The sequence below is a fragment of the Pseudomonas sp. PDM30 genome (genome assembly GCF_019218985.1).
Classification (GTDB): domain Bacteria; phylum Pseudomonadota; class Gammaproteobacteria; order Pseudomonadales; family Pseudomonadaceae; genus Aquipseudomonas; species Aquipseudomonas jessenii.
Genome location: NZ_JAHUWM010000001.1, coordinates 710149 through 732883, shown reverse-complemented (window position 1 = coordinate 732883; position 22735 = coordinate 710149). Strand labels below are relative to the sequence as shown.

Annotated in this window: 18 protein-coding genes; 7 read left to right on the top strand and 11 right to left on the bottom strand. The window is 59.4% G+C overall.

Annotated features, from left to right (window positions below; all coding sequences use genetic code 11):
* Positions 1–4: 4 nt before the first annotated feature.
* From KW840_RS03385 to kdpF, 6 genes are all read right to left on the bottom strand, one after another.
* Complete coding sequence (locus tag KW840_RS03385) at positions 5–703, bottom strand: response regulator (RefSeq protein WP_090457093.1); 699 nt, start codon at positions 701–703, stop codon at positions 5–7.
* Between the two features lie 48 nt (positions 704–751).
* Positions 752–3403, bottom strand: coding sequence for a sensor histidine kinase KdpD (locus tag KW840_RS03380; RefSeq protein WP_218494451.1), 2652 nt, complete (start codon positions 3401–3403; stop codon positions 752–754).
* A gap of 129 nt (positions 3404–3532) precedes the next feature.
* On the bottom strand, positions 3533–4078 hold the full coding sequence (gene kdpC, locus KW840_RS03375; RefSeq protein WP_218494450.1) for a potassium-transporting ATPase subunit KdpC: 546 nt from the start codon (positions 4076–4078) through the stop codon (positions 3533–3535).
* A 144-nt stretch (positions 4079–4222) separates the two neighbouring features.
* A complete protein-coding gene (gene kdpB, locus KW840_RS03370; RefSeq protein ID WP_218494449.1) occupies positions 4223–6280 on the bottom strand; it encodes a potassium-transporting ATPase subunit KdpB in 2058 nt (685 codons plus the stop codon).
* A gap of 10 nt (positions 6281–6290) precedes the next feature.
* Complete coding sequence (gene kdpA, locus KW840_RS03365; RefSeq protein ID WP_218494448.1) at positions 6291–8000, bottom strand: potassium-transporting ATPase subunit KdpA; 1710 nt, start codon at positions 7998–8000, stop codon at positions 6291–6293.
* A gap of 8 nt (positions 8001–8008) precedes the next feature.
* Positions 8009–8098 (bottom strand): K(+)-transporting ATPase subunit F, encoded by a 90-nt coding sequence (gene kdpF / locus KW840_RS03360; RefSeq protein WP_079246727.1) that lies wholly within the window; start codon positions 8096–8098, stop codon positions 8009–8011.
* A 344-nt stretch (positions 8099–8442) separates the two neighbouring features.
* On the opposite strand from kdpF, the gene rfbB reads away from it, so the two are divergent.
* The 6 genes from rfbB to KW840_RS03330 all read left to right on the top strand — a co-directional run bounded on the left by rfbB (position 8443) and on the right by KW840_RS03330 (position 13969).
* The gene (rfbB, locus tag KW840_RS03355; protein ID WP_057716576.1) at positions 8443–9525 is read left to right on the top strand and encodes a dTDP-glucose 4,6-dehydratase; all 1083 of its coding nucleotides are present in this window, start codon (positions 8443–8445) and stop codon (positions 9523–9525) included.
* Positions 9522–10397 (top strand): glucose-1-phosphate thymidylyltransferase RfbA, encoded by an 876-nt coding sequence (gene rfbA / locus KW840_RS03350; protein ID WP_057713789.1) that lies wholly within the window; start codon positions 9522–9524, stop codon positions 10395–10397. Before rfbB ends, rfbA begins: the two co-directional genes overlap by 4 nt.
* A 46-nt stretch (positions 10398–10443) precedes the next feature.
* Entirely contained in the window at positions 10444–11313 is an 870-nt protein-coding gene (rfbD, locus tag KW840_RS03345; RefSeq protein WP_218494447.1) for a dTDP-4-dehydrorhamnose reductase, read from the top strand.
* Between the two features lie 258 nt (positions 11314–11571).
* Positions 11572–12936 (top strand): ethanolamine permease, encoded by a 1365-nt coding sequence (gene eat, locus KW840_RS03340; protein ID WP_218494446.1) that lies wholly within the window; start codon positions 11572–11574, stop codon positions 12934–12936.
* A gap of 141 nt (positions 12937–13077) precedes the next feature.
* Positions 13078–13245, top strand: coding sequence for a DUF2897 family protein (locus KW840_RS03335; protein ID WP_007985427.1), 168 nt, complete (start codon positions 13078–13080; stop codon positions 13243–13245).
* 166 nt (positions 13246–13411) lie between these two features.
* Entirely contained in the window at positions 13412–13969 is a 558-nt protein-coding gene (locus tag KW840_RS03330) for a TetR/AcrR family transcriptional regulator (protein ID WP_057713786.1), read from the top strand.
* Here KW840_RS03330 and fabF read toward each other — a convergent pair.
* Together fabF and KW840_RS03320 are read right to left on the bottom strand one after the other, a co-directional pair.
* Entirely contained in the window at positions 13966–15240 is a 1275-nt protein-coding gene (gene fabF / locus KW840_RS03325) for a beta-ketoacyl-ACP synthase II (RefSeq protein WP_090457107.1), read from the bottom strand. The two genes, KW840_RS03330 and fabF, sit on opposite strands and share 4 nt — an antisense overlap.
* A gap of 31 nt (positions 15241–15271) precedes the next feature.
* On the bottom strand, positions 15272–16066 hold the full coding sequence (locus KW840_RS03320; protein ID WP_218494445.1) for an SDR family oxidoreductase: 795 nt from the start codon (positions 16064–16066) through the stop codon (positions 15272–15274).
* A gap of 479 nt (positions 16067–16545) precedes the next feature.
* Here KW840_RS03320 and KW840_RS03315 point away from each other — a divergent pair, with 479 nt between their 5' ends.
* Positions 16546–17826, top strand: coding sequence for a Wzz/FepE/Etk N-terminal domain-containing protein (locus KW840_RS03315; protein ID WP_218494444.1), 1281 nt, complete (start codon positions 16546–16548; stop codon positions 17824–17826).
* A 151-nt stretch (positions 17827–17977) separates the two neighbouring features.
* On the opposite strand, the gene KW840_RS03310 is transcribed toward KW840_RS03315, so the two are convergent.
* From KW840_RS03310 to KW840_RS03300, 3 genes are read right to left on the bottom strand one after another with little or no spacing between them, the layout of a single operon-like run.
* Positions 17978–19348 (bottom strand): TolC family outer membrane protein, encoded by a 1371-nt coding sequence (locus KW840_RS03310; protein WP_218494510.1) that lies wholly within the window; start codon positions 19346–19348, stop codon positions 17978–17980.
* A 35-nt stretch (positions 19349–19383) separates the two neighbouring features.
* The gene (locus KW840_RS03305) at positions 19384–20706 is read right to left on the bottom strand and encodes an HlyD family type I secretion periplasmic adaptor subunit (RefSeq protein ID WP_218494443.1); all 1323 of its coding nucleotides are present in this window, start codon (positions 20704–20706) and stop codon (positions 19384–19386) included.
* Between the two features lie 13 nt (positions 20707–20719).
* Positions 20720–22462 (bottom strand): type I secretion system permease/ATPase, encoded by a 1743-nt coding sequence (locus KW840_RS03300; protein WP_218494509.1) that lies wholly within the window; start codon positions 22460–22462, stop codon positions 20720–20722.
* Positions 22463–22735: the final 273 nt, after the last annotated feature.

The window sequence follows — 22735 nt, the reverse complement described above, 5'->3', positions numbered from 1 at the left end:
AGATCTAAAGGCTGCCTTCACTCAACAACCGATACCCAACCCCAGCCTCGGTCACGATGAACCGTGGTCGGGTCGGGTCATCCGCCAGTTTCTGGCGCAAATGCCCGACCACGATGCGCAGGTAGTGAGTGTCTTCGGTGTGAGTCGGCCCCCAGATGTCCTTGAGCAATTGCTGCTGGGTGATCACCCGCCCGGGATGCCGCGCCAGTTGCGCCAGCACGGCGTACTCCTTGCGAGTCAGTGCGACTTCGACATCGTCGAGCAGCACCCGGCGATACGCCAGGTCGACCGTCAACGGACCGAAGTTCAGCTCCGCTTGTTGCACCTCGCCTGCGGGCGCCTGGCGCAATAACGCACGGATCCGCGCCAGGAACTCCTGAATGCCGAATGGCTTGGTCACATAGTCATTGGCGCCGCCATCCAGGGCCTCGACTTTCTGCCCTTCACCGGCGCGCACGGAGAGCACCAGTACCGGCACCGTCGACCATTCGCGAAAATCGCGCAATACCTGTTGGCCGTCCATGTCCGGCAAGCCGAGATCGAGTACCAGCAAGTCCGGTTTGTTCAACGCAGCTTGCGCCAATCCTTCACTTCCGGTGCCCGCCTCCAGCACTTTGTAGCCCTGGGAAGCGAGGCTGATGCGCAGGAATTTGCGGATCTGCGGTTCGTCGTCAATGACCAAAATGGTCGCGGTCTGGCTCATGAATTCACATCAATACAAAGAAGTGGCAAGAGAGTAGCGCAAGCGCGATCAGGCTTCACTTTCGTATCCCGGCTGAGCCTGTAGCGGCAGGTGCAACGTGATGCAGGTGCCGCGCCCCTCGATGCCGTCGGCGACGCTGATACGCCCGCCATGGGCACCGACCATGCCCTGACAAATTGCCAGCCCCAGCCCCGTACCCTGCCCGCCGCGATCACCCCGCGCCGCGGTATAGAACATGTCGAAAATCTTCGCCCGATCCTCCTCCGGAATCCCCGGGCCCTCGTCGCTGACCGAGAAAAACAGCTCACTGTCATCAGCCCCTGCGCACAATTGCAAACGCCCGTGGGGTGGCGAAAACCGCGCGGCGTTTTCCATCACGTTGATCAGTGCCTGTTCGATCAGTGCGGCATGCACGAACAGCAACGGTAACTCCGCCGGCACGTCGGTGCTGACCTGCAACGGCGCAAGGACTGTCCGCAGACGGTTGAGCGCACTGCCGACGATGTCTGCCGGCGATACCCAGTCCCGCGCCAGCTTCAGGGCACCGTGGCCGAGCCGGGTCATGTCGAGCAGATTTTGAATGTAGCGGTCCAGGCGCTCGGCTTCATCACGGGTGCCTTCGAGCAGTTCACGTCGATCCTCCAGCGGGATCGCTTCACCCAGGGCCAGCAGGCTATCGATACTGCCGCGCATGGATGTCAACGGTGTGCGTAAATCGTGGGACACCGAAGCCAGCAAGGCGCTGCGCAGTTGCTCGGTTTCGCCGTGCAGCCGCGCCGCTTCCAGATCATCGGCCAGTTGCGCCCGGGCCAGCGCCTGGGCTAGCGGTTGGGTCAGCGCGGTCAACAAGCGTCGGCGTTGGCCGCTCAGGGCCTGGCCTTCCCTGGCGCACACGCCAAGCAACGCCAGCGGGCCGTCTTCCACCGATAACGGCCACCACCACCAGCGGCCGAACGGCAAGGTGCCGGTGCCCGCACCCGCGGGTTGATCGTGCTGCCAGGCCCAATCGGCGGCGGCGCGCTCAGCCTCGGTGAACTCCAGCGGGCCACCGGTTTCGACTTTCCAGCCGTTTTGCCCGTCGCGATTGAGCAGGCACAGTTGCACGTCGCTCCAACCGTTGAGGTGCTGGGCAGCCGCGCTGACCACAGCCTGGCGGTCGGTGGCGGCGGTCAGTTTGCGTGACAGGTCGAGCAGTTCGGTGGTCTCTTCCTGGGTATCGCGCAGTGCCTGCAATTGCCTGCGCTGGCGCGCCGCGAGGTTGCCGGTGAGGGCCGCCATCAGCAGGAAAAACAGTAAGGTCAGCACGTCTTCTTCCCGCTGGATGCTGAAAGAGAAATTCGGCGGAATGAACAGGAAGTCATAGGTCAGGAACGACAGCGCCGCACAGGCCAGCGCCGGCCCGAGACTGCTGCGCACCGCCACCAGCAATACCGCCGCAAGGAACACCAGGGAAATGTTCGGCAGTGGCAGTACGCTCGCCACGGCCCAGGCCAGAGCGCTGGCCAGAATCGTCGCCACCACGGCCAATGCGTAGTCGAACCAGACCAGTGAATGCATCGACCGCCGATGGGGTTGATGCGGTTGGTGATCGCTGTCGAGAACGTTGATTTCCAGCCCGCGCGCATTACGCAGCAGACGCGCCGCCAGCCCGCCACCGAACAGACGTCGGCGCAAACGCGGCCGGGACTGACCCACCAGCACCAGGCTGGCACGGCGTTCGGCGGCATGCTGGATCAGGGTTTTCGCCACCTCACCGGCACGCAGCAACACCACTTCGCCGCCCAGGCGCTCGGCCAGTTGCTGGGCGCTTTGCAGGCGCAGGCGGGACTGCTCGTCACGCACGCTGCCGTTGTCCACGTGCACCAGGCTCCAGGGCAAGTGCCGCCGCTGGGCCACGCGACTGGCATGACGCACCAGGCGCTCGGCCTGGGCATCGCCGTCGACCCCTACCAGCAAACGCCCGCGCACGGCCGGCGCCGCTTGCCCCAACTGACGATACCCCTGGGCCAGATCGTTATCGACTTGAGCCGCCGCGGTCTGCATCGCCAGTTCGCGCAGGGCCGTCAGGTTGGTCTGGGAAAAGAACGCATCGATGGCCGCCCGCGCCTGCTCCGGCACATAGACCTTGCCATCGCGCAATCGCTCGAGCAGCTCCCGTGGTGGCAAGTCGATCAGCAGCAGTTCATAAGCTTCCTGCAATACCCAGTCCGGCAGGGTTTCGCGGACCTGCACGCCGGTGATGCCACGCACCTGATCGTTGAGGCTTTCCAGATGCTGGACGTTGACCGTGGTGTACACATCGATGCCGGCGGCGAGCAGTTCCTGAATGTCCTGCCAGCGTTTTTCGTGACGACTGCCGGGTGCGTTGGTGTGCGCCAGTTCGTCGACCAGCACCAGCTTGGGTTTGGCGAGGAGCAGACCGTCAAGGTCCATTTCTTCGAGCAACACGCCACGGTACTCGGAGCGTACCAACGGCTGCTGCGACAAGCCGCCGAGCAGTGCTTCGGTTTCGGCCCGGCCGTGGGTTTCGACGACGCCGGCAATGACTTTCACCCCTTGGCGCAACTGGGTGTGGGCCGCTTGCAGCATGGCGTAGGTCTTGCCGACACCCGGCGCGGCACCGAGAAACACTTTGAGCCGGCCACGGCCATCGCGGGGCAGGTCTGCTAACAGCGCGTCGGCGCGGCCGGAGTTGCTCATGCTTGGGGTCTCTTTTTACCTGGATTGATGTAGTGACTGTTCTGCAGTCTTCGCGAGCAAGCCCGCTCCCACAGGTGTACGCACTCCAATGTGAGAGCGGGCTTGCCCGCGATTGGCAGCGCCGCTGATTTACAGTTTTTCCAGCGCCCGATTCAACTCAAGCACATTCACCACCGGCGGGCCTACCAATGGCTGCTCGATGTGGGCGTCCAGCAGTTGTTGCAGGGTCGCTACCGGCAGATTGCGCGCCGTCGCGACACGCGCCAGTTGATAGGCAATCGCCGCCGGTGGCAAGTGCGGATCGAGACCGCTGCCGGACGTAGTGACCAGCGCCAATGGCACCGGTCCCTGGCCTGGCACCAGCAGTTTGCTGGCATCGTCGATCACCCGCATCGCCAGCGCCGGGTTGCTCGGCGACAGGTTGCTGGCACTGCTCGACACGGTGGCAAAGGCACCGGCCGAAGGACGCGGGTGGAACCAGGCGTCGCCAACGAAATCCTGAGCGATCAGAGAGGACCCGCGGACCTTGCCCTCGGCATCCCGCACCAGGCTGCCGTTGGCCTGATCCGGGAACACGACCTGGGCCACGCCGGTGACCACCAGTGGATAAGCGACGCCGGTGATCAGCGTCATCAGGACCAGCAGGCTCAGGGCCGGGCGTATCAATGTGGACATTTGAAAATCCTCGAATTCACAGGAAAAACCTGTAGGAGCGAGCTTGCTCGCGATGGATCTGAAGGCGCCGCGCTTTGTCAGAAAGGGCGCGTTATCGTTAACCACCATCGCGAGCGAGCTCGCTCCTACAGGGGGCGTGTTCAGTCAAACCAGATGCAACGCCGTCAACAGCATGTCGATCGCCTTGATCCCCACGAACGGCACCAGAATCCCGCCCAGGCCGTAGATCAACAGATTGCGCCGCAACAACGCTGCCGCACTCGCCGCGTGAACCCGCACACCGCGCAGCGCCAGCGGAATCAGCACCACAATGATCAGGGCGTTAAACACGATCGCCGAGAGAATCGCGCTCTGCGGGCTGCTCAGGTGCATCACGTTGAGCACGCCCAGTTGCGGGTAGATCGCGGCGAACAGCGCCGGCAGGATTGCGAAATACTTGGCCACGTCGTTGGCAATGGAAAACGTCGTCAGCGCACCGCGGGTGACCAGCAACTCCTTGCCGATCTGCACCACGTCCAGCAGCTTGGTCGGGTCGCTGTCGAGGTCGACCATGTTGGCCGCTTCACGGGCCGCCTGCGTGCCGTCGTTCATCGCCATGCCGACGTCCGCCTGGGCCAGGGCCGGAGCGTCGTTGGCGCCGTCGCCGCACATGGCGACCAGACGACCGTCGTTTTGCTCGTGACGAATGCGCGCCAGTTTTTTCTCCGGCGTGGCTTCGGCCAACACATCGTCCACACCTGCCTCAGCGGCGATGGCAGCGGCGGTCAACGGGTTGTCGCCGGTGACCATGACGGTGCGGATCCCCAGTTTGCGCAACTCGGCGAAACGCTCGCGGATACCGGGCTTGACCACGTCCTTGAGGTGGATCGCCCCGAGCAACTTGCCGTCGGCACACACCAGCAACGGGGTGCCGCCGCTTTGGGCGATCTTGTCGATTTCACGGGACAGGGCCGGTGCCAGGTCAGCACGCTTGAGACCAACGAACGCCAGCAACGAATCCACCGCGCCCTTGCGGTACACGCGCCCCTGATAGTCGACACCGGACAAGCGGGTTTCGGCACTGAATGGCACGGCTGTCAGCACCTCAGCGGACGGTTCCGGTTGCGGATGGGGGCCGCGCAGGTACTCGACGATCGACTTGCCTTCCGCAGTGTCGTCGGCCAGCGAGGCCAGCAACGCGCCTTCGGCCAACTCCCCGGCTGTCACGCCAGGCGCGGCATACACCGCCGAGCAACGACGGTTACCGAAGGTGATGGTGCCGGTCTTGTCCAGCAGCAGGACGTGCACGTCCCCCGCCGCTTCCACCGCACGACCGGACTTGGCGATCACGTTCAGGCGCACAAGGCGATCCATACCGGCGATACCGATGGCCGACAGCAAGCCGCCGATGGTGGTCGGAATCAACGTGACCAACAGCGCCACCAGGAACACCAGCGGCAGGCTGCCGTTGGCGAAGTGGGCGAACGGTTGCAGGGTCACCACAACCAGCAGGAAGATCAGGGTCAGGCCGATCAGCAGAATATCGAGCGCCACTTCGTTCGGGGTTTTCTGGCGCTTGGCGCCTTCGACCAGGGCGATCATGCGGTCCAGGGTCGACTCACCGGGGTTGGCGGTAATCTTCACCAGCAGCCAGTCGGACACCAGCCGCGTGTTGCCGGTGACGGCCGAACGGTCGCCACCGGACTCGCGAATCACGGGGGCCGATTCACCGGTAATCGCCGCTTCGTTGACCGCCGCGATGCCTTCGATCACCTCGCCGTCACCGGGGATCATCTCCCCCGCTTCGACGCGCACCACATCTCCTTTGCGCAGGTTGGCGGCGGGCACCACCTGAAAGCTGCCGTTGCCGGTTTTGCGCCGGGCGCTCAAGCCTTCACTGCCGGCCTTGAGGCTGTCGGCGCGGGCCTTGCCGCGACCTTCGGCCAGGGCCTCGGCGAAGTTGGCGAACAGGACGGTGAACCACAGCCACACAGCGATTTGCGCGGCGACGAAAGTCGGCACTGCGGTGTCGGGAATGAAGCACAGCACGGTGGTCAGGATCGCCGTCAGTTCGACCACCAACATCACCGGCGCACGCTGCAACTGCCGTGGGTCGAGTTTGACGAAAGCTTGCAGCAGCGCCGGGCGCCATAGGGCCGAGATCGCGGTTTTCGGTTGCTCCGGCGCCTTGGCGGCGACGGTTTTGGTTACGGGCATATTCATCATCAGCTCCTTAGCTCTTTAACCCAAAAGCAGCCATACCCAGATGTTCAGCGATTGGACCCAGTGCCAAAGTCGGCAGGAAGGTCAATCCACCCACCAGCAAAATGGTCACGGTCAGCAGGGTCACGAACAGCGGGCCGTGGGTCGGGAAGCTGTTCTGCCCGATCGGGGCGGTTTTCTTCAGCGCCAGGCTGCCGGCCAGGGCCAGGACCGGGAGGATGTAACCGAAGCGACCGATCAACATGCCCAGGCCCAGCATCAGGTTGTGGAAGGGGGTGTTGGCGCCGAAGCCAGCGAAAGCGGAACCGTTGTTGGCACTGGCCGAGGTGTAGGCGTAGAGCAGCTGACTGAATCCGTGAGGCCCAGGGTTGCTCACCGCAGCCACCGGGCCTGGCAGGCTGGCGGCGATCGCGCCGAGCACCAGTACGCCAATCGGCATGACCATCAGGGTCACCACCAGCAATTGCACTTCCCTGGCTTGCAGTTTCTTGCCGAGGTATTCCGGAGTACGACCGATCATCAGGCCGGCGAGGAACACCGCGATCAGCACGTTGAGCAACATGCCGTAGAGCCCGGCGCCAACGCCGCCGAAGATCACTTCGCCGACCATCATGTTGACCAGGGCCACCATGCCGCTCAGTGGGTTGAGGCTGTCGTGCATGCCGTTTACCGAACCGTTCGACGCGGACGTGGTGGTCACCGACCAGAGCACGGTGGCGGTGGTGCCGAAACGCGCTTCCTTGCCTTCCAGCGGCGCGGTCTGCTCGACAGCGACGTTGTTCAAGGCAGGGTTAGGTTGGTATTCAGCCCACAGCGAGGTCGCGCCGCCGATCAGGAACAGCGCCAGCATGCAGGCGATGATCGCGCGACTCTGACGCAGGTCCTTTACGTAGTGACCGAAGGTGAACACCAGTGCCACCGGGATCAGGATGATCGAGGCCACTTCGAACAGGTTGCTCCACGCCGTCGGGTTCTCGAACGGATGCGCCGAGTTCACGCCGAAGAAGCCACCACCGTTGGTGCCCAATTGCTTGATGGCAATCTGACTGGCAGCCGGTCCCAGCGGAATCACTTGGTCAACACCCTGCATAGTCACTGCATTCACGTACTGTGCGAAAGTTTGCGGCACGCCCTGCCAGACCAGGTACAGCGCCAGCAGCAGGCACAGCGGCAGCAAGCCGTAGAGGGTGGCGCGGGTCATGTCGACCCAGAAGTTGCCCAGAGTCCGGGTGGATTTGCGGCCGATGCCGCGACACAGCGCGACCAGTACCGCCAGACCGGTGGCGGCGCTGACGAAGTTCTGCACGGTGAGGCCAGCCATCTGGCTCAAGTAGCTCAGGGACGCTTCGCCGCTGTAGGCCTGCCAGTTGGTGTTGGTCATGAAGCTGACGGCGGTGTTGAACGCCAGCGTCCACTCCTGACCCGGCAGGTTCTGCGGGTTGAGCGGCAGGTGGTCCTGGAACAACAGGATCGTGAACAGCAGCAGGAAACCCGCGAGGTTGAAGGCAATCAAGGCCAGGGCGTATTTCTGCCAGCTCTGTTCGGCTTGCGGATCGACGCCGGCCAGACGATAACAACCACGTTCGACCGGACCGAGAATCGGCGTCAGCCAGGTGCGCTGCCCTTCCATCACCTTGTAGTAGAAGCGCCCGAGAAACGGCGCCGGGACCAAAACCAGGGCAAAAAAACCGAGGATCAGCCAATAGTCATAACTGTGCATAGCCGCTCCTAGTTCCGGTCCGCGCGCAGCAGCGCAACAAACAGATAAATGAACAGCCCCACTGCCAGCAGCAGCGACACCCCGTCCAGAACGCTCATGGAAGTTCTCCGTGTTACGGCGTATTGCCGCGTGTGGAGTCATTGTCGGAAAGGAGGCTGTAAAGGAACGAGATCGAGGGTGCCCGCAGGGCATAAAGAAAGCGTAAAGAGTGGGTTTACGCGGGGGTTACAGGGTGCGGGAAGGCGTTCGAGTACGGAAAAAACCGGGAGTGTCGTACGTAGAGCGTTAAATTGTGCGCGAGAGTAGTGAGTGCTGGTTGCAAGTCATGGATAATCCGGCCCAAATGACGCGACGCAACCGATTGGGGTCAGGATCTCTTGCACCTCCCCGCTTGCGCCTGCAAGCTACCTCTATTCGCATTACTGAAAAAGGCTGGCCCAACGTGCGTATCCTAATTACCGGCGGAGCCGGTTTCATAGGCTCGGCCCTTGTCCGCGAGCTGATTCAACACACTGAGCATGAAGTGCTCAACCTGGACAAACTGACGTATGCCGGCAATCTCGAGTCGCTGACCAGCATTGCCAACGACACTCGCTACGAGTTCGTTCAGGCCGATATTGTCGATCAGGCGACCGTCAGTGCAGTGCTGGCGCGCTTTCAGCCTCACGCGATCATGCACCTGGCAGCGGAGTCCCACGTCGATCGTTCCATCGACGGGCCATCGGAATTCATCCAGACCAACATTGTCGGCACCTACAGCCTGCTAGAAGCCGCCCGAGCCTATTGGCAAGCCCTCCCGGAACCTGAGAAAAGCGCCTTCCGCTTTCATCACATTTCCACTGACGAGGTTTACGGCGACCTGCACGGTGTCGATGATCTGTTCACGGAAACGACGCCCTACGCGCCGAGCTCGCCCTACTCCGCCAGCAAGGCAGCGTCCGACCACCTGGTCCGCGCCTGGCAGCGGACCTATGGCTTGCCGGTGCTGCTGACCAATTGCTCGAACAATTACGGGCCGTTCCACTTCCCCGAGAAACTGATTCCGCTGGTCATCCTCAATGCGTTGGCCGGCAAGCCGCTGCCGGTGTATGGCAATGGCCTGCAAGTGCGCGACTGGCTGTTCGTCGAGGATCACGCCCGTGCGCTGCTCAAAGTGGTGACCACCGGCACCGTCGGCGAGACTTACAACATCGGCGGGCATAACGAACAAAAGAACATCGACGTGGTGCGTGGCATCTGCGCCCTGCTCGAAGAATTGGCACCGCACAAGCCCGAGGGCGTTGCGCATTACGCCGACCTCATCACGTTCGTCCAGGATCGCCCTGGTCATGACCTGCGTTACGCAATCGACGCCAGCAAGATTGAACGCGAACTGGGCTGGGTGCCCGAAGAGACCTTCGAAACCGGCCTGCGCAAAACCGTTCAATGGTACCTGGACAATCTGGAATGGTGCCGCCGCGTTCAAGACGGCAGCTATCAGGGCGAACGCCTTGGCGCCATCAATCCCAAGGAGCTGCTCGCATGATGAAAGGCATCGTTTTGGCGGGTGGCTCGGGCACGCGCCTGCACCCGATTACGCTTGGAGTGTCGAAACAGCTGTTGCCGGTCTACGACAAGCCAATGATCTACTATCCGATTTCGGTGCTGATGCTGGCCGGCATCAAGGATATTCTGCTGATCTCCACCCCGCAGGATCTGCCCCAATATCGCAATCTGCTGGGTGACGGCAGCCAGTTCGGGGTGAATTTCAGCTTTGCCGAGCAGCCATCACCGGACGGTCTGGCGCAGGCCTTTCTGATTGGCGAAGAGTTCATTGGCGATGACCCTGTGTGCCTGATCCTGGGCGACAACATCTTCCATGGTCAGCACTTTGGCGAACAATTGCAGAACGCGGCAAAACGCACCTCCGGCGCCACCGTATTCGGCTACTGGGTCAAGGACCCCGAGCGCTTCGGCGTGATTGATTTCGACAGCGATGGCCGTGCCCTTTCGATCGAAGAAAAACCGAAAGCGCCGAAATCCAGTTATGCCGTTACCGGCCTGTACTTCTACGACAACGATGTGATCGAGATCGCCAAGGCGGTGAAACCTTCGCCACGCGGCGAGCTGGAAATCACAGACGTCAACAATGCCTATCTGCAACGTGGCGATCTTCAGGTCGAGCGTTTTGGTCGAGGATTCGCCTGGCTCGACACCGGCACCCACGATAGCTTGCTCGAAGCCTCTCAGTACGTGCAGACCATCGAACATCGCCAGGGTCTCAAAGTCGCCTGTCTCGAAGAGATCGCCTATGAAAACGCCTGGATCAACCGCGAACAGTTGATGGAACGCGCCCGGTACTTTGGCAAAACCGGGTATGGCCAGTACCTGGCCAAGCTGGCAGGGGAAGAGCAATGAACCTGTGCGAGCCCGATTCGCCCGGTAACGAGACTGGACTGTTCCCGTGAAAATACTCATCAATGGCCGACACGGTCAGGTTTCACATGAATTGCAACAGCGGCTGGGGGCTGTCGGTGAACTGGTCGTATTGGGTCGCGATCAGCTCGATCTCGCGCAGCCCGATCAGATTCGCCATCAAGTGCAAAACATTCGACCCGATCTGATCATCAACGCGGCGGCCCATACAGCGGTTGATCTGGCAGAAAGTGAACCGCAATCAGCCTTTGCCATTAACGCCGTAGCTCCCGGCATCCTTGCCGAAGAAGCGCTGGCTCTCGACATCCCGTTGATACATTACTCCACGGACTATGTATTCGACGGGATGAAAGCCGGACCTTACAACGAGGACGACACGCCCAATCCGCTCGGGGTGTACGGCAAGAGCAAGCTGGCCGGTGAACAGGCCATCAGGGACGTGCAAGGTAAACATCTGATTCTGCGTACCAGCTGGGTCTACTCGACTCATGGCCGCAACTTTCTGCTGACGATGCAACGTCTGCTGCAAGAGAAACCTGAGTTACGTGTAGTCGCCGATCAAATCGGCGCACCTACATGGGCCGGTACAATCGCAAATAGCACCCTTGCCCTGATTGAACGCTGGCAGACGAGTCAGGTTACCAACTGGGGTACTTATCACCTGAGCGCTCAAGGTGAGACCTCCTGGTTCGGCTTCGCCCAGGCGATCGGTGAAGCGCTGCGACAACAGGGCAAGCCCTGCGCCGACCTGTTACCGATCCCGTCCAGCGACTACCCGACACCCGCAGCCCGGCCGCTCAACTCGCGCCTGGATTGCAGTCGCTTGCAACGCGACTGGGGTGTCAGTCAACCAGACTGGCAAACGGCGTTGCGCGAGTGCCTCAATCTGCAAGCCTGAATATCAACCGCTGCCCGCACCGGCATTGAAACACCAAGCCTGCGCGTTGCAGCGGTGTGGGGAGCGGGTATGCGGGCTTGCTCGCGAAAGCCGCATTTGAAACCGGCGCGCCCCTGACTGACGCACAATATTCGCGCATCCAGTGGCGAACATCCCCGATACGACAGCTTTCAGCCCATTACGACGTGCAATCGCGAAATGGCACGCCCACTGCACTGGCCTCCCCTGAGCTTTCCAAACCACTCAGGGAGCAAACCCATGAACACACAACTCAAACCCACGCTGGGCACCTTGCACCTGTGGGGCATTGCGGTCGGGCTGGTGATTTCCGGAGAGTATTTCGGCTGGAGCTATGGCTGGGGCGTGGCCGGAACCTTGGGCTTTCTGGTGACTTCGTTCATGGTCGCCACCATGTACACCTGCTTCATTTTCAGCTTCACCGAACTGACCACCGCCATTCCTCACGCTGGCGGTCCCTTTGCCTACAGTCGTCGCGCCTTTGGCGAGAAAGGCGGCTTGATCGCCGGACTGGCGACACTGATCGAATTCGTCTTCGCCCCACCGGCGATTGCCCTGGCCATCGGCGCCTACCTCAATGTCCAGTTTCCTGCCCTGGACCCGAAACACGCGGCAGTCGGTGCCTACCTCGTATTCATGGGCCTCAACATCCTGGGCGTGAAACTGGCGGCGACCTTCGAACTGGTGGTCTGCGTGTTGGCGGTCGCTGAATTGCTGGTGTTCATGGGCGTGGTCGCCCCGGCATTCAGCTTCAGCAACTTCGCGCTCAATGGCTGGGCCGGCTCCGACGTATTCGGCGCCCCAGCGATTGCCGGGATGTTCGCGGCCATCCCCTTTGCCATCTGGTTCTTCCTCGCCATCGAAGGCGCAGCCATGGCCGCCGAAGAAGCCAAGGACCCGAAACGCACGATTCCCAAGGCTTACATCAGCGGTATTCTGACCCTTGTGCTGCTGGCGATGGGTGTGATGTTCTTCGCCGGTGGTGTCGGTGACTGGCGCACCCTGTCGAACATCAACGACCCGCTGCCGCAGGCAATGAAAACCGTGGTCGGCGAAAGCTCGGGCTGGTTGCATATGCTGGTGTGGATCGGCCTGTTCGGCCTGGTGGCGAGTTTCCACGGGATCATCCTCGGCTACTCGCGGCAGTTCTTCGCCCTCGCCCGGGCCGGTTACCTGCCGGCGTCCCTGGCCAGATTGTCGCGTTTTCAAACCCCGCACCGGGCAATCATCGCCGGCGGTGTGATCGGCATTGCAGCCATCTACAGCGACGGCCTGATCAACCTCGGCGGCATGACACTGACCGCCGCGATGATCACCATGGCCGTGTTCGGCGCCATCGTGATGTACATCATGAGCATGCTCAGCCTGTTCAAACTGCGTAAAACCGAGCCGAACCTGGAGCGCACCTTCCGCGCCCCGTGCTACCCGCTGGTGCCGTTCATTGCACTGATGCTGGCGGTGGTGTGCCTGGTGGCGATGGCCTGGTTCAACACGTTGATCGGCCTGATCTTCCTGGGCTTCATGGTGGCCGGTTTCCTGTACTTCATGCTCACCGCGCAATTGCGCGCCGACGCACCGGCGGATGCGATGTTGACCGGACATTGAAAGCGTTCGAGTGAACCTTGAACAACAGGCATAGAATGGGGGTAATAGCGATGGAACTGCGACAAAACCCCATCACTCAAAGTGGTATGCACGATCGGTTGGCGAACCCTCGCCAACCCGCCTGCTTTCAAGGAGAGTCCTATGCCCTGGTATGCCTGGTTGATTCTGGTCGTTGCCATCGGCTCGATCGTTGGTGGTCTGATGCTGCTGCGCGACACCGCCAACAAGGTCGAACTGACCGAAGAGCAACGTAAGCGCGTCGCCGAACGCAATGCGGAAATGGACGCCAAGGAAGCGCAGGACCGCTGACTGAAGACCCCGCCTGAAACGGCGGGGTTTGTTTTTGCGTGAAAGCACCTGAAATCATGCCGCTTTTGACCCATATCGAAGCATCTGCATGTTTTTTAGAAGTAGAAGTACAGTCACCATGCAATTTTCATTGGTTAATATGTCCGCATTGATGCGGAGATATCAGATGCGTTACTCGCAGGACCATAAAGCCCAGACCCACCAACGCATAATCAAAGAAGCTTCAGCGCGATTTCGACGCGATGGTATCGGCGCGACCGGGCTGCAACCCCTGATGAAAGCACTGGGCTTGACCCACGGTGGCTTTTACTCGCACTTCAAGTCCAAAGACGAACTGGTAGAGAAAGCCTTGCAAGAGGCTGGCGCACAAGTCGACGAGTTGTGCGCGCAAATCTTCGCCGAGGAGCATCCACTCGAATCCTTCATCGACGCTTATCTGTCCGAATGGCATCAAACCTCACCTCAGGAAGGCTGCCCGCTGTTGACCATTTCTTCGGAACTGGGACTGCGTGGTCAACCGAGTCCAACCAGCGATGTCGTGCTCCAGGCGCGACTCGATCAGATCCAGCACACCCTTGACGGAGAGCGGAGCGCCGAGCGCAGCATTGTGATCATGTCTACGCTGGTCGGCGCCTTGCTGTTATCGCGTAGCGTTGCCGACGCCGAATTTGCCCAACGGATTCTCGACGTCGCACGCGAACACCTCAAACACTCGCAGGATTAACCCTGCCAACGCTTGAACAGCACACTGGCATTGACCCCGCCAAATCCGAAGCCGTTGGACAATGCGTATTCGATGGCCATCGGCCGAGCATTGCCATGAACGATGTCCACGCCTTCAGCGGCAGGGTCCGGGTTTTCGAAGTTGAGGGTCGCCGGCACGATCTGGTCGCGGATCGCCAGCAGCGTAAAGATCGCTTCGAGTCCACCCGCTGCACCGAGCAAATGCCCGGTCGCCGACTTGGTCGATGTCACGGCGATGCCGTTTTGCGCGCCGAACAATGCCTTGATCGCCGCCAGCTCTCCCAGATCCCCCACCGGAGTCGAGGTTGCATGCGCATTCAGATGCTGAACCTGAGCCGGTGAAACACCTGCTTGTGCCAACGCCAACGACATCGCTCGCCGCGCACCGCTGCCGTCCTCGGGGCCGGCGGTCAGGTGAAAGGCATCGGCGCTGGTGCCGTAGCCGACCAGCTCCGCCAGCGGGTGCGCGCCCCGGGCCAGTGCATGGTCCAGAGACTCGATGACCAGCAGCCCGGCCCCTTCTCCCATGACAAATCCATCTCGACCACTGTCGAACGGTCGCGAAGCGCGCTCAGGCGTTTCGTTGTAAGCGCTGGACAAGGCGCGAGCAGCCGCAAACCCGGCAAGGCTGACCCGATCGATCGCCGCTTCCGCACCGCCGCACACCGCGATATCCGCCTCCCCCGTACGGATCAGCCGCGCCGCGTCACCAATCGCCTGAACCCCGGCGGCGCATGCCGTGACCGGCGCGCCTAATGGCCCCTTGAAACCATGCTGGATCGACACATGACCTGCCGCGAGGTTGACCAGAAATGAAGGGATAGTGAATGGAGACAAACGTCTCGGACCACGGCTATCGGTGGTGCGAACCGCCTCGGCAATCGCGCCGAAACCACCTACACCTGAACCGATGATGGTGGCCGTGCGCTCCTGGGCATTGGCATCCAGCGCTTGCCAGCCGGCTTGCTCCAGTGCCTGACGCGCCGCTTCCATGGCGAACAGGATGAAGCGGTCCATCTTCTTTTGCTCCTTGGGTGAGGTTGCCCGATCCGGATCGAACCCCGCCTCCGGATCGTCAGCCAGAGCAGGCACTGCACCGCCAACCTTGGCCGGCAGATCGGCAACCACCTCTTGCGGTAAATTGCGCAGCCCGGAACGCCCGGCCAACAGCCGCGCCCAGACCGCTTCGACACCGCTCCCCAGCGGTGACACCAGGCCCATGCCCGTTACAACTACTCGACGATCACTCATACCAAATACACCTCAAGCCGATTGATGGCGCTTACCGATAACGGGCAGCGGCCCTGCTTCTGGAAAGGTTAGGCGCCATGACATGACGCGCCGCCACGAACGCATCCCAATCCGCCGCATCGGGCAACGAAGGAATGGTGATCAATTCACCCTGATCCAGGCCCGACAATGCGGCATCGACCATCTCACCCGCCTCCATCACCATTTCCGCTGGAATTTGTGAAGCATCGATACCGGAGCGCTCCCAGATCTCGGTTCGTGTCACACCGGGCAGCACCGCCTGAACCTGCACCCCAGTGCCATCCAGTTCGGCGCTCATCGATTGAGTCAAGCTCAATACATAGGCTTTGCTGGCGCTGTACGTCGCGTTGAAACGTGCGGGAAATAAAGCCACCACCGATGCGATATTGATGATTGTGCCGCGCCCGGCCTTGGTAAAGCTGGCCGCAGCTGCCGAGGCCAATCGCGTGACAGCGGTGATATTCAACTGAATCATTCGCTCCAGTTGATTGGTATCGGCATTGGCCAACAGCCCGTCCGCCGCCACGCCGGCGTTATTGAGCAACAGGCTGATACTCGAATCGCTGCGTAACCGCTGTTCGAGTTGCAGCACCTCTTCCTTCTGGGTGAGATCCGCCTTCAACACTTCGACCTTGATCCCATGCTCGGAGCGTAGCTTACTCGCTGCCGCCTCCAGCCGCGGCTCGTCGCGAGCCACCAGCAACAAATCAAAACCACGGGCTGCCAACCGCTCAGCGTAAACCGCCCCGATACCTGAAGAAGCGCCGGTGACGAGGGCCGTGCCTTGGGACTGAACTGAATTCATGACGGTGCTCCTGGAGAATGCTGAAGGACGCCTGACGCGAAAGCACTTCGGCGCAAGCGGATTTTATTATAACCATAATCCTATTAAAATATGATACCCGTAATTTTTAATTAGCCGAGTAACGGAAGGTTCTCGTCAGTAACCCAGGCCAGAATGGAGAGTAGCCCCAGAATGAACATGAAACCGCGACGAGCCTGTGGGATGGAGCGAACGGTATTGCGAGCCGACCGATAAACGGTGGGGCGAATCAACAAAGCGCTTTCAACGGTCACAGAGAGACGGGGGCCTGACGATAGGGCCTTCAAGGCGATGTCTGAGCCGCGACTGCGCTCGCATCCGTGACAGTTCCCCGCCCTTGCTGTTTGTTAACAAATGCTGGAAAATCCAAAAAATTTAACAAAATGTAAAGTTTTCTAACCTAGATGACGGCAATTTCCAGACATAGTTTGGAGAGTCTGTCCAATTTTTTAGAGCGCGTAATGAACATTCCAGTAAACACTATTGATACCCCCCGACAGGAAGTCGTTGAAGTAAAGGAGCTTATCGGTAGCCTTTGGGATCAAAGAGCAATTATTTTATTGTTTACTGCACTAACTGTTACCGCCGCTATTGCTTATGCCCTGTTGGCAACTCCGGAATATGAAGTTGAAACCACTGTCCGGCCTGTCCCTCTGGCAGACCTGGATGAGTTGAATGAGTCCGGGCTTTACAAGCTCTTGCCAAAAGACGCACTGAATATCATCGGCTCATCAATGCAGTCTTATGATGTCCGCCTGAAGTTCTTCCAGGCCAATCCGCAGTACCTTGCGCCATTGCAGGCACCTGGGCAATCCATTGAGAGCGCATTTGAGACGTTCAACGAAAGAGCATTTTCGCTTGAGAAAATTGACCCTAAAAAGAGCTCCAGCCTTTCCGAAGCCGTTGGCCTTAGCCTCAGATATCCTCAGGGTGTAGATGGCGTAGGCATCTTGAGAGACTTTACCGACTTCGTTGTCAAAGGCGAAAAGGAAAAAGTTGCTTTAAACTTAAAAATATTGATTGCCAACCGCATCGACCAGGCTGAAAAGAAGCTGGAGTCAAAAAAGTCCGCTTATGAGGCAGAGAAAGACTCCAAAATTGCTCACTTGCTGGAAAAAGATCAGCTAAAAAAGCAAGTACTTCAAGACGAACTCAAAGCACTGCGTCAACAACTGCAAAGCCGCAGACAAAACCGCATCAAAGAACTTGATGAAGCCATCGTCATCGCCAAGAAACTCGGAATTGTAAAACCCACCACACCTTCGGCGCTGGGAGATGGAGAGCAAGCACATCAGGGCAACATGATCCGCACGGAAGTCAACAACCAGAAAATACCCTTGTATTTCCTGGGACAGGCGGCACTGGAAGCAGAGCGTGCCACCTTGGTAGCTCGTCATTCCGATGACTTCACCGAGCCGCGTATTGATGAGATTCAAAAAGAGCTCAGCCTGCTGACCACCAACCGCGAAGCAGCACTTCTCAAGGAGCGGAATCATCCTGAACTGTTTCTCAAGGACTTCGCGGACATCAGCGGTGAGTTGACTCACCTGAAGCAACTGAATGTAAATTTCGATCAGTTAAAACTGGTCAATGTTGATAAAGATGCGACGGAACCTCAAGCACCTATAAAACCGAAGAAAGCCCTGATCGTTGGATTTGGCCTGATCTTTGGATTCATGCTCGGCCTGGGTGTCGCCATCATTCGTCGCGCCGTACTGTCTCTGCATTCATCACGTCGTTAATTGTCGAGGGCTGCGCTTGCTCTTCAAGCGCAGCTCGACTTGACCAATGGCTTTAGTACCATCCTGTATCCCCCCAAAAATACCAACAGCGCTTTTTTGACAATACAGCTTGTCAGTCCCGCTACGCAAAGAGCGCTTGACGGACGACAACTTACTCCCGCAGCGTCTCTGGTGAAGTGATCGCTTGATCATTTCCACTCAACCAGAGATTGACGTTTTCGACACTTTCTTCCGACAACTTTCCGGCCCAGCGATTCAGGATAAAAAGGTTGGTTATAAAGTCGTATTGAGTCTTGAGCAGATCGCGACGTGCTTTGAATTCGTTCTGCACAGCGGTCAAGACATCCACGGCATTAACCACGCCATAGGTAAATGCTTTTTCAGCCGCAATGCGCGATTGCTCGGCCGAGGCCAATGCATTGCGGCTGGCGTGGATCTTTTCCACGCTTGAGTCTGCAGTCAAATACGCGTTTGTCGTTTCCTTGACCACTTGCCGACGCGTCGCTATCAATTGCTGTTCTGCGGTGAGCTGATCCTGATACAGCTGCCTTACCCGCGCGGACGTCGTGCCACCGCTATAGATCGGTATCTGTACTCCCACACCCGCGACATAGCTGTCGGTCTGTGGCGCCAACGAATTGTTGTAGCCTTCGTTGCTCTGCTGCGCACTCAGGTTCAGATTGACCGTGGGATAGTGCCCGCCCTTACCTTCGCGCAGGGCAGCCTCTGCTGCTTCCTGTGCATTTTCACTGGCCTTGATCGCCGGGTTGTCGGCGATCGCCAAATTGACCCAACTCTCCAGGCTTTCGGCGGACACCTTCAATTCGACGTCATTACGCACACGACTCAGCTTCTCTTTGACCGGTCGTCCGATAATTTCCGACAACGCAACACGGCTCAGGCTGGACTGGTTACGCGCTTCGACTTCCTGGGCAGCCAGCGAATCGACTCGGGCCTGGAGATCCAGCAAATCGGTAACCATCGCCAATTGCTTGCTGTAAAGCGCACTGACCCGGTCGAGGTTCTTCTGGGTAGCCCTGCGTTCGGCCCGCACCAATTCAAGTTCATCATCGGCAGCCAGCGCAGCGAAATATCGCTGCGCAAGATCCACCGTGGCCTCGGCCTGAGCCTCTTTTGATTCGGAGTCAGCCTGCTTGGCCAGGCTTTTATAGCGCTGGTAGTTTTCCCAGGCAGCCTTGTTATACAACGGCTGGGTCAACCCCACCGAATAATTGCGACTGTCGTAGGCCTCGTCGATTTGAAGGTTGGACTGTTTGATCCGGTTGAAACCCGCGTTGGCCGTCACCGAGGGCAACAGACTGCCAAACGCCTGGTTTTGCTGCTCGACCCCGGATTGAGCCTTCGAGTAAGAGGAGATCACCCGAGGGTCCTCCAGGCGCGACTCGCGGTACAACTGCATCAAGTCGACCGAGTAGCTCTGTTTACTGACCGAAGCTGTTTGCGGCGTAGTGATAGAGGGTCGGGCGGTGGGCGCTTCAGCAGCATGGACAGGCAATGCCATCGAACCCAAAACCAGGCAGGGAAACAGACGCACGATCACTCCTCGATCATTGACTGGGCGATAACGTCACGTGCCGGCTGCATCAAGTATTGCAGCATGGTGCGCTCTCCGGTGTTGATCAATACGTCTGCCGGCATACCCGCCAACAGCTTGCGATCTCCCAGCTTTCGCGCGCCCTCCCCCGTCACACTGATCCGCGCCAGGTAGTACGGTGCACTGGTTTTCTCGTTGATCAAACGATCGCCGGATACACTCGTCACTCGACCTTCGATGACAGGTGTCGTGGCCGTGTTAAAGGCGCTGAAGCGAATGTCCGCCAACTTGCCGATAGCGATTCGGTCGATGTCATTGGGCGAGACCTGCGCCTCGACCACCAGGTCGGAAACGGATGGAACGATATCCAGCAAGGGCGTTGCGGGTCGCACAACGCCACCGATGGTGTGAACCGTCATGCCAATCACCATCCCGTCTTCCGGAGCGCGAATAATCACCCTGCTCAGGCGATCTTCCAGCGCCGAGGCTTTTTCCTGCAGGTCGTAGGCCTTGGTCTGGGTCTCTGCCAACTGCTTGGTAACGTCGGCGTTGAAGTCCTTGTCGATCTGCAGGATCTGCAACTGGGTTTCGTTGATCTGCAACCTGGTCTTGATGTTTGTCGAGCGGTGATCCGCCACTTCAGACTTGAGCAAGTCCAGCTTGCGCGCCTGTTCCAGCATCCGCTGTTTGTCGACAAAACCCTGGGCCAGCAACTCTTTCAACTCGGCAATTTCGCCGCTGTAGGATTCCTGCAAGCTGGTCTTGGTACCGATCATGGTGTCGGTTCCCTTGATTTGCTGATTCAACTGACCAATACGCTCTTGCAGGACCGAGATTTGCCCAAGTCTCGAGCTACGCCGCGCGTTGAACACCTGAGTCTCGCCGAAGCGCGCCTCATCACTGCGCTGACTGTCGGAATTGATATCGCTCGGGAAGGCAATTGTCGGAAGGTTATCCCGCTCGGCGAGCAAGCGCGCCTCCGCCGTCCTGGCAGCGATCAACTGGCTACGGGTCATCTCGTATTCGGAGCGCAGTTGAGCGTCATCGAGCACGATGATCGGGTCGCCCTTCTTTACGACATCGCCGTCATGGGCAAGCAGGTCCTTGACGATGCCGCCCTCCAGATGCTGCACCGTCTTGCGATACGTTTGCACGGTAACGACGCCCGGCGCGTAGGCCGCACCGTCGAGTGGGGCAAACGTCGCCCACCCGCCGAACAGGCCGAACGTCACCAGTACAATGAAAAATCCTGTTCGGCGTATAGATATGTCGGACGTGGGCAGATCTGCGAAAGTATCGGCAGGAGTAGCGAGTGTACGGTTCATCGAGAGTTTCCTGTCAAACGTCGGTCGACGCGACGTCTGTGCCGGCCCGGGCAGCCGGCTTTTGCTGGGCGGCCAATTGAGGCGCATTGAGTTGCGCGAGGACCTGATCCCGCGGGCCATACAGGCTGATGGTGCCGGCGTTCATCACCAGCAAGCGGTCGAGCTGGGCCAGGATCGAGGTCCGGTGGGCGATGACGAAGACCGTCGCCCCCGTGAGTTTCAACTGTTGCAGCGCCAACGCCAGCGCACGTTCACCGATCTCGTCCAGGTGAGCATTCGGCTCATCCAGAACGATAAGCCGCGGGCTGCCATAGAGTGCCCGGGCCAGCCCGATACGCTGACGTTGCCCACCCGACAGATTGATGCCCCCTTCGCCAATGACCGTATCGTAGCCATTGGGCAGCATCAGAATCATTTCGTGGACACTGGCGGTCCTGGCCGCCAGCACCACTTTATCCGGATCAACGACACCAAATCGCGCTATGTTGTCGCTGATAGTGCCTTCGAACAATTCAATGTCTTGCGGCAAATACCCGAGGTGCGGCCCCAATTGGCTTCTGTCCCAATTGGCAATATCGGCGGCATCCAGACGAACGACCCCAAGCTGTGGTTTCCACACGCCCATCAAGGCTTTGCCAAGCGTCGACTTGCCCGAGGCGCTTGGTCCGACAACACCGATCATGGCGCCTGCCGGCGCGTTGAAACCGATGCCTTTGATGATCGGGGTCCTTGATCCCGGAGCCCCCAGCGTGAGGTTCTCTACCGTCACATGTCCGATTGGAGCGGGCAATTGCATCCGCTCCGGCTCGGCACTTTGCTGGTCGAGAACGCTGTTCAGACGTGCGTATTGTGAGCGGGCAGCAATGAATCCTTTCCAACTGCCGATCATCAAGTCCAGCGGCGCCAGCGCTCGCCCCAACAGCACGGAACCTGCGATCACCAGCCCGGGGCTGATCTCATGGCTTACCGCCAGATAAGCGCCAAGGCCAAGAATCAGTGATTGAACGAGCAAACGGAAAGTTTTTGATATCGATGTGATGATCCCGCTGCGATCGCTGGCTCGGGACTGCAACAACAGCACGTTCTTTTGACGCAGACTCCAGCGTGACATGAGGGAGTCAAGCATGCCCATGGACTCGATCACTTCGGCGTTGCGCAAGTTCTTGGTGGTGTGCAGTGTTGCACCAATGCTCTGCTTGTTGGCCTCCGCCAGAACTTTGCCCGTGGATTGCTCATTGATACTGGCCAGCGCCAGCAAAACCACCGCACAACCGATTGCCGTCCAGCCATACCAGGGGTGAAACAGGAAAAGCACTGCGACATAAATCGGCAACCACGGAGCATCAAAAAACGCGAACAGACCGTTCCCTGACATGAACTGGCGCAGCCCGGTCAGGTCGCTGAGCGACTGGGCCGACGCATCCATGCCACCGCTGTCCAAGGCCCGTTTGAAACTGGCCCTGTAGACATCACGGCCAAGCAGCACGTCGAGCCTGGTGCTGACACGAACCATGATCCGCGAGCGTACCCACTCCAGCAGGCCCATCGTCACGAGCAGGAAGGTCAGAATAATGGTCAACATGGCCAGCGTCGTCAGGCTGCCGCCCGTGACGACCCGCCCGTAGACCTGAAGCATGTAGAAGGTCGGGACCAACATCAGTGCATTGATGAACAGACTGAAAAAACCCACCGATATGAAGCTGCTCCTGCAGGCCCTCAGGGCTACTTGCAGGCTGTTTTCGGGTGTACTGCGTATCATCTCGGAACTGACAACCTGGTGTGTTGATCGGGGATTGCGGGGCGCGCGAGTGTACCACCTGAGCAACACCTGCAGAATGAAATCGGCAGTATTCCGGCAGTGCAATGCAATCGACGAGCAGCGCTCGCCCTTACTCTCTGAAGACTTATAATTACGCTATGGCTGATAATGGTTCTTTAACATACCGCCCAAAGAACTGTAACATATGTGAAACTTTGGCCAGCAACGCCGTTTGCAGAACGATTCGGGTATCGGGAGCGGCCACCCAAT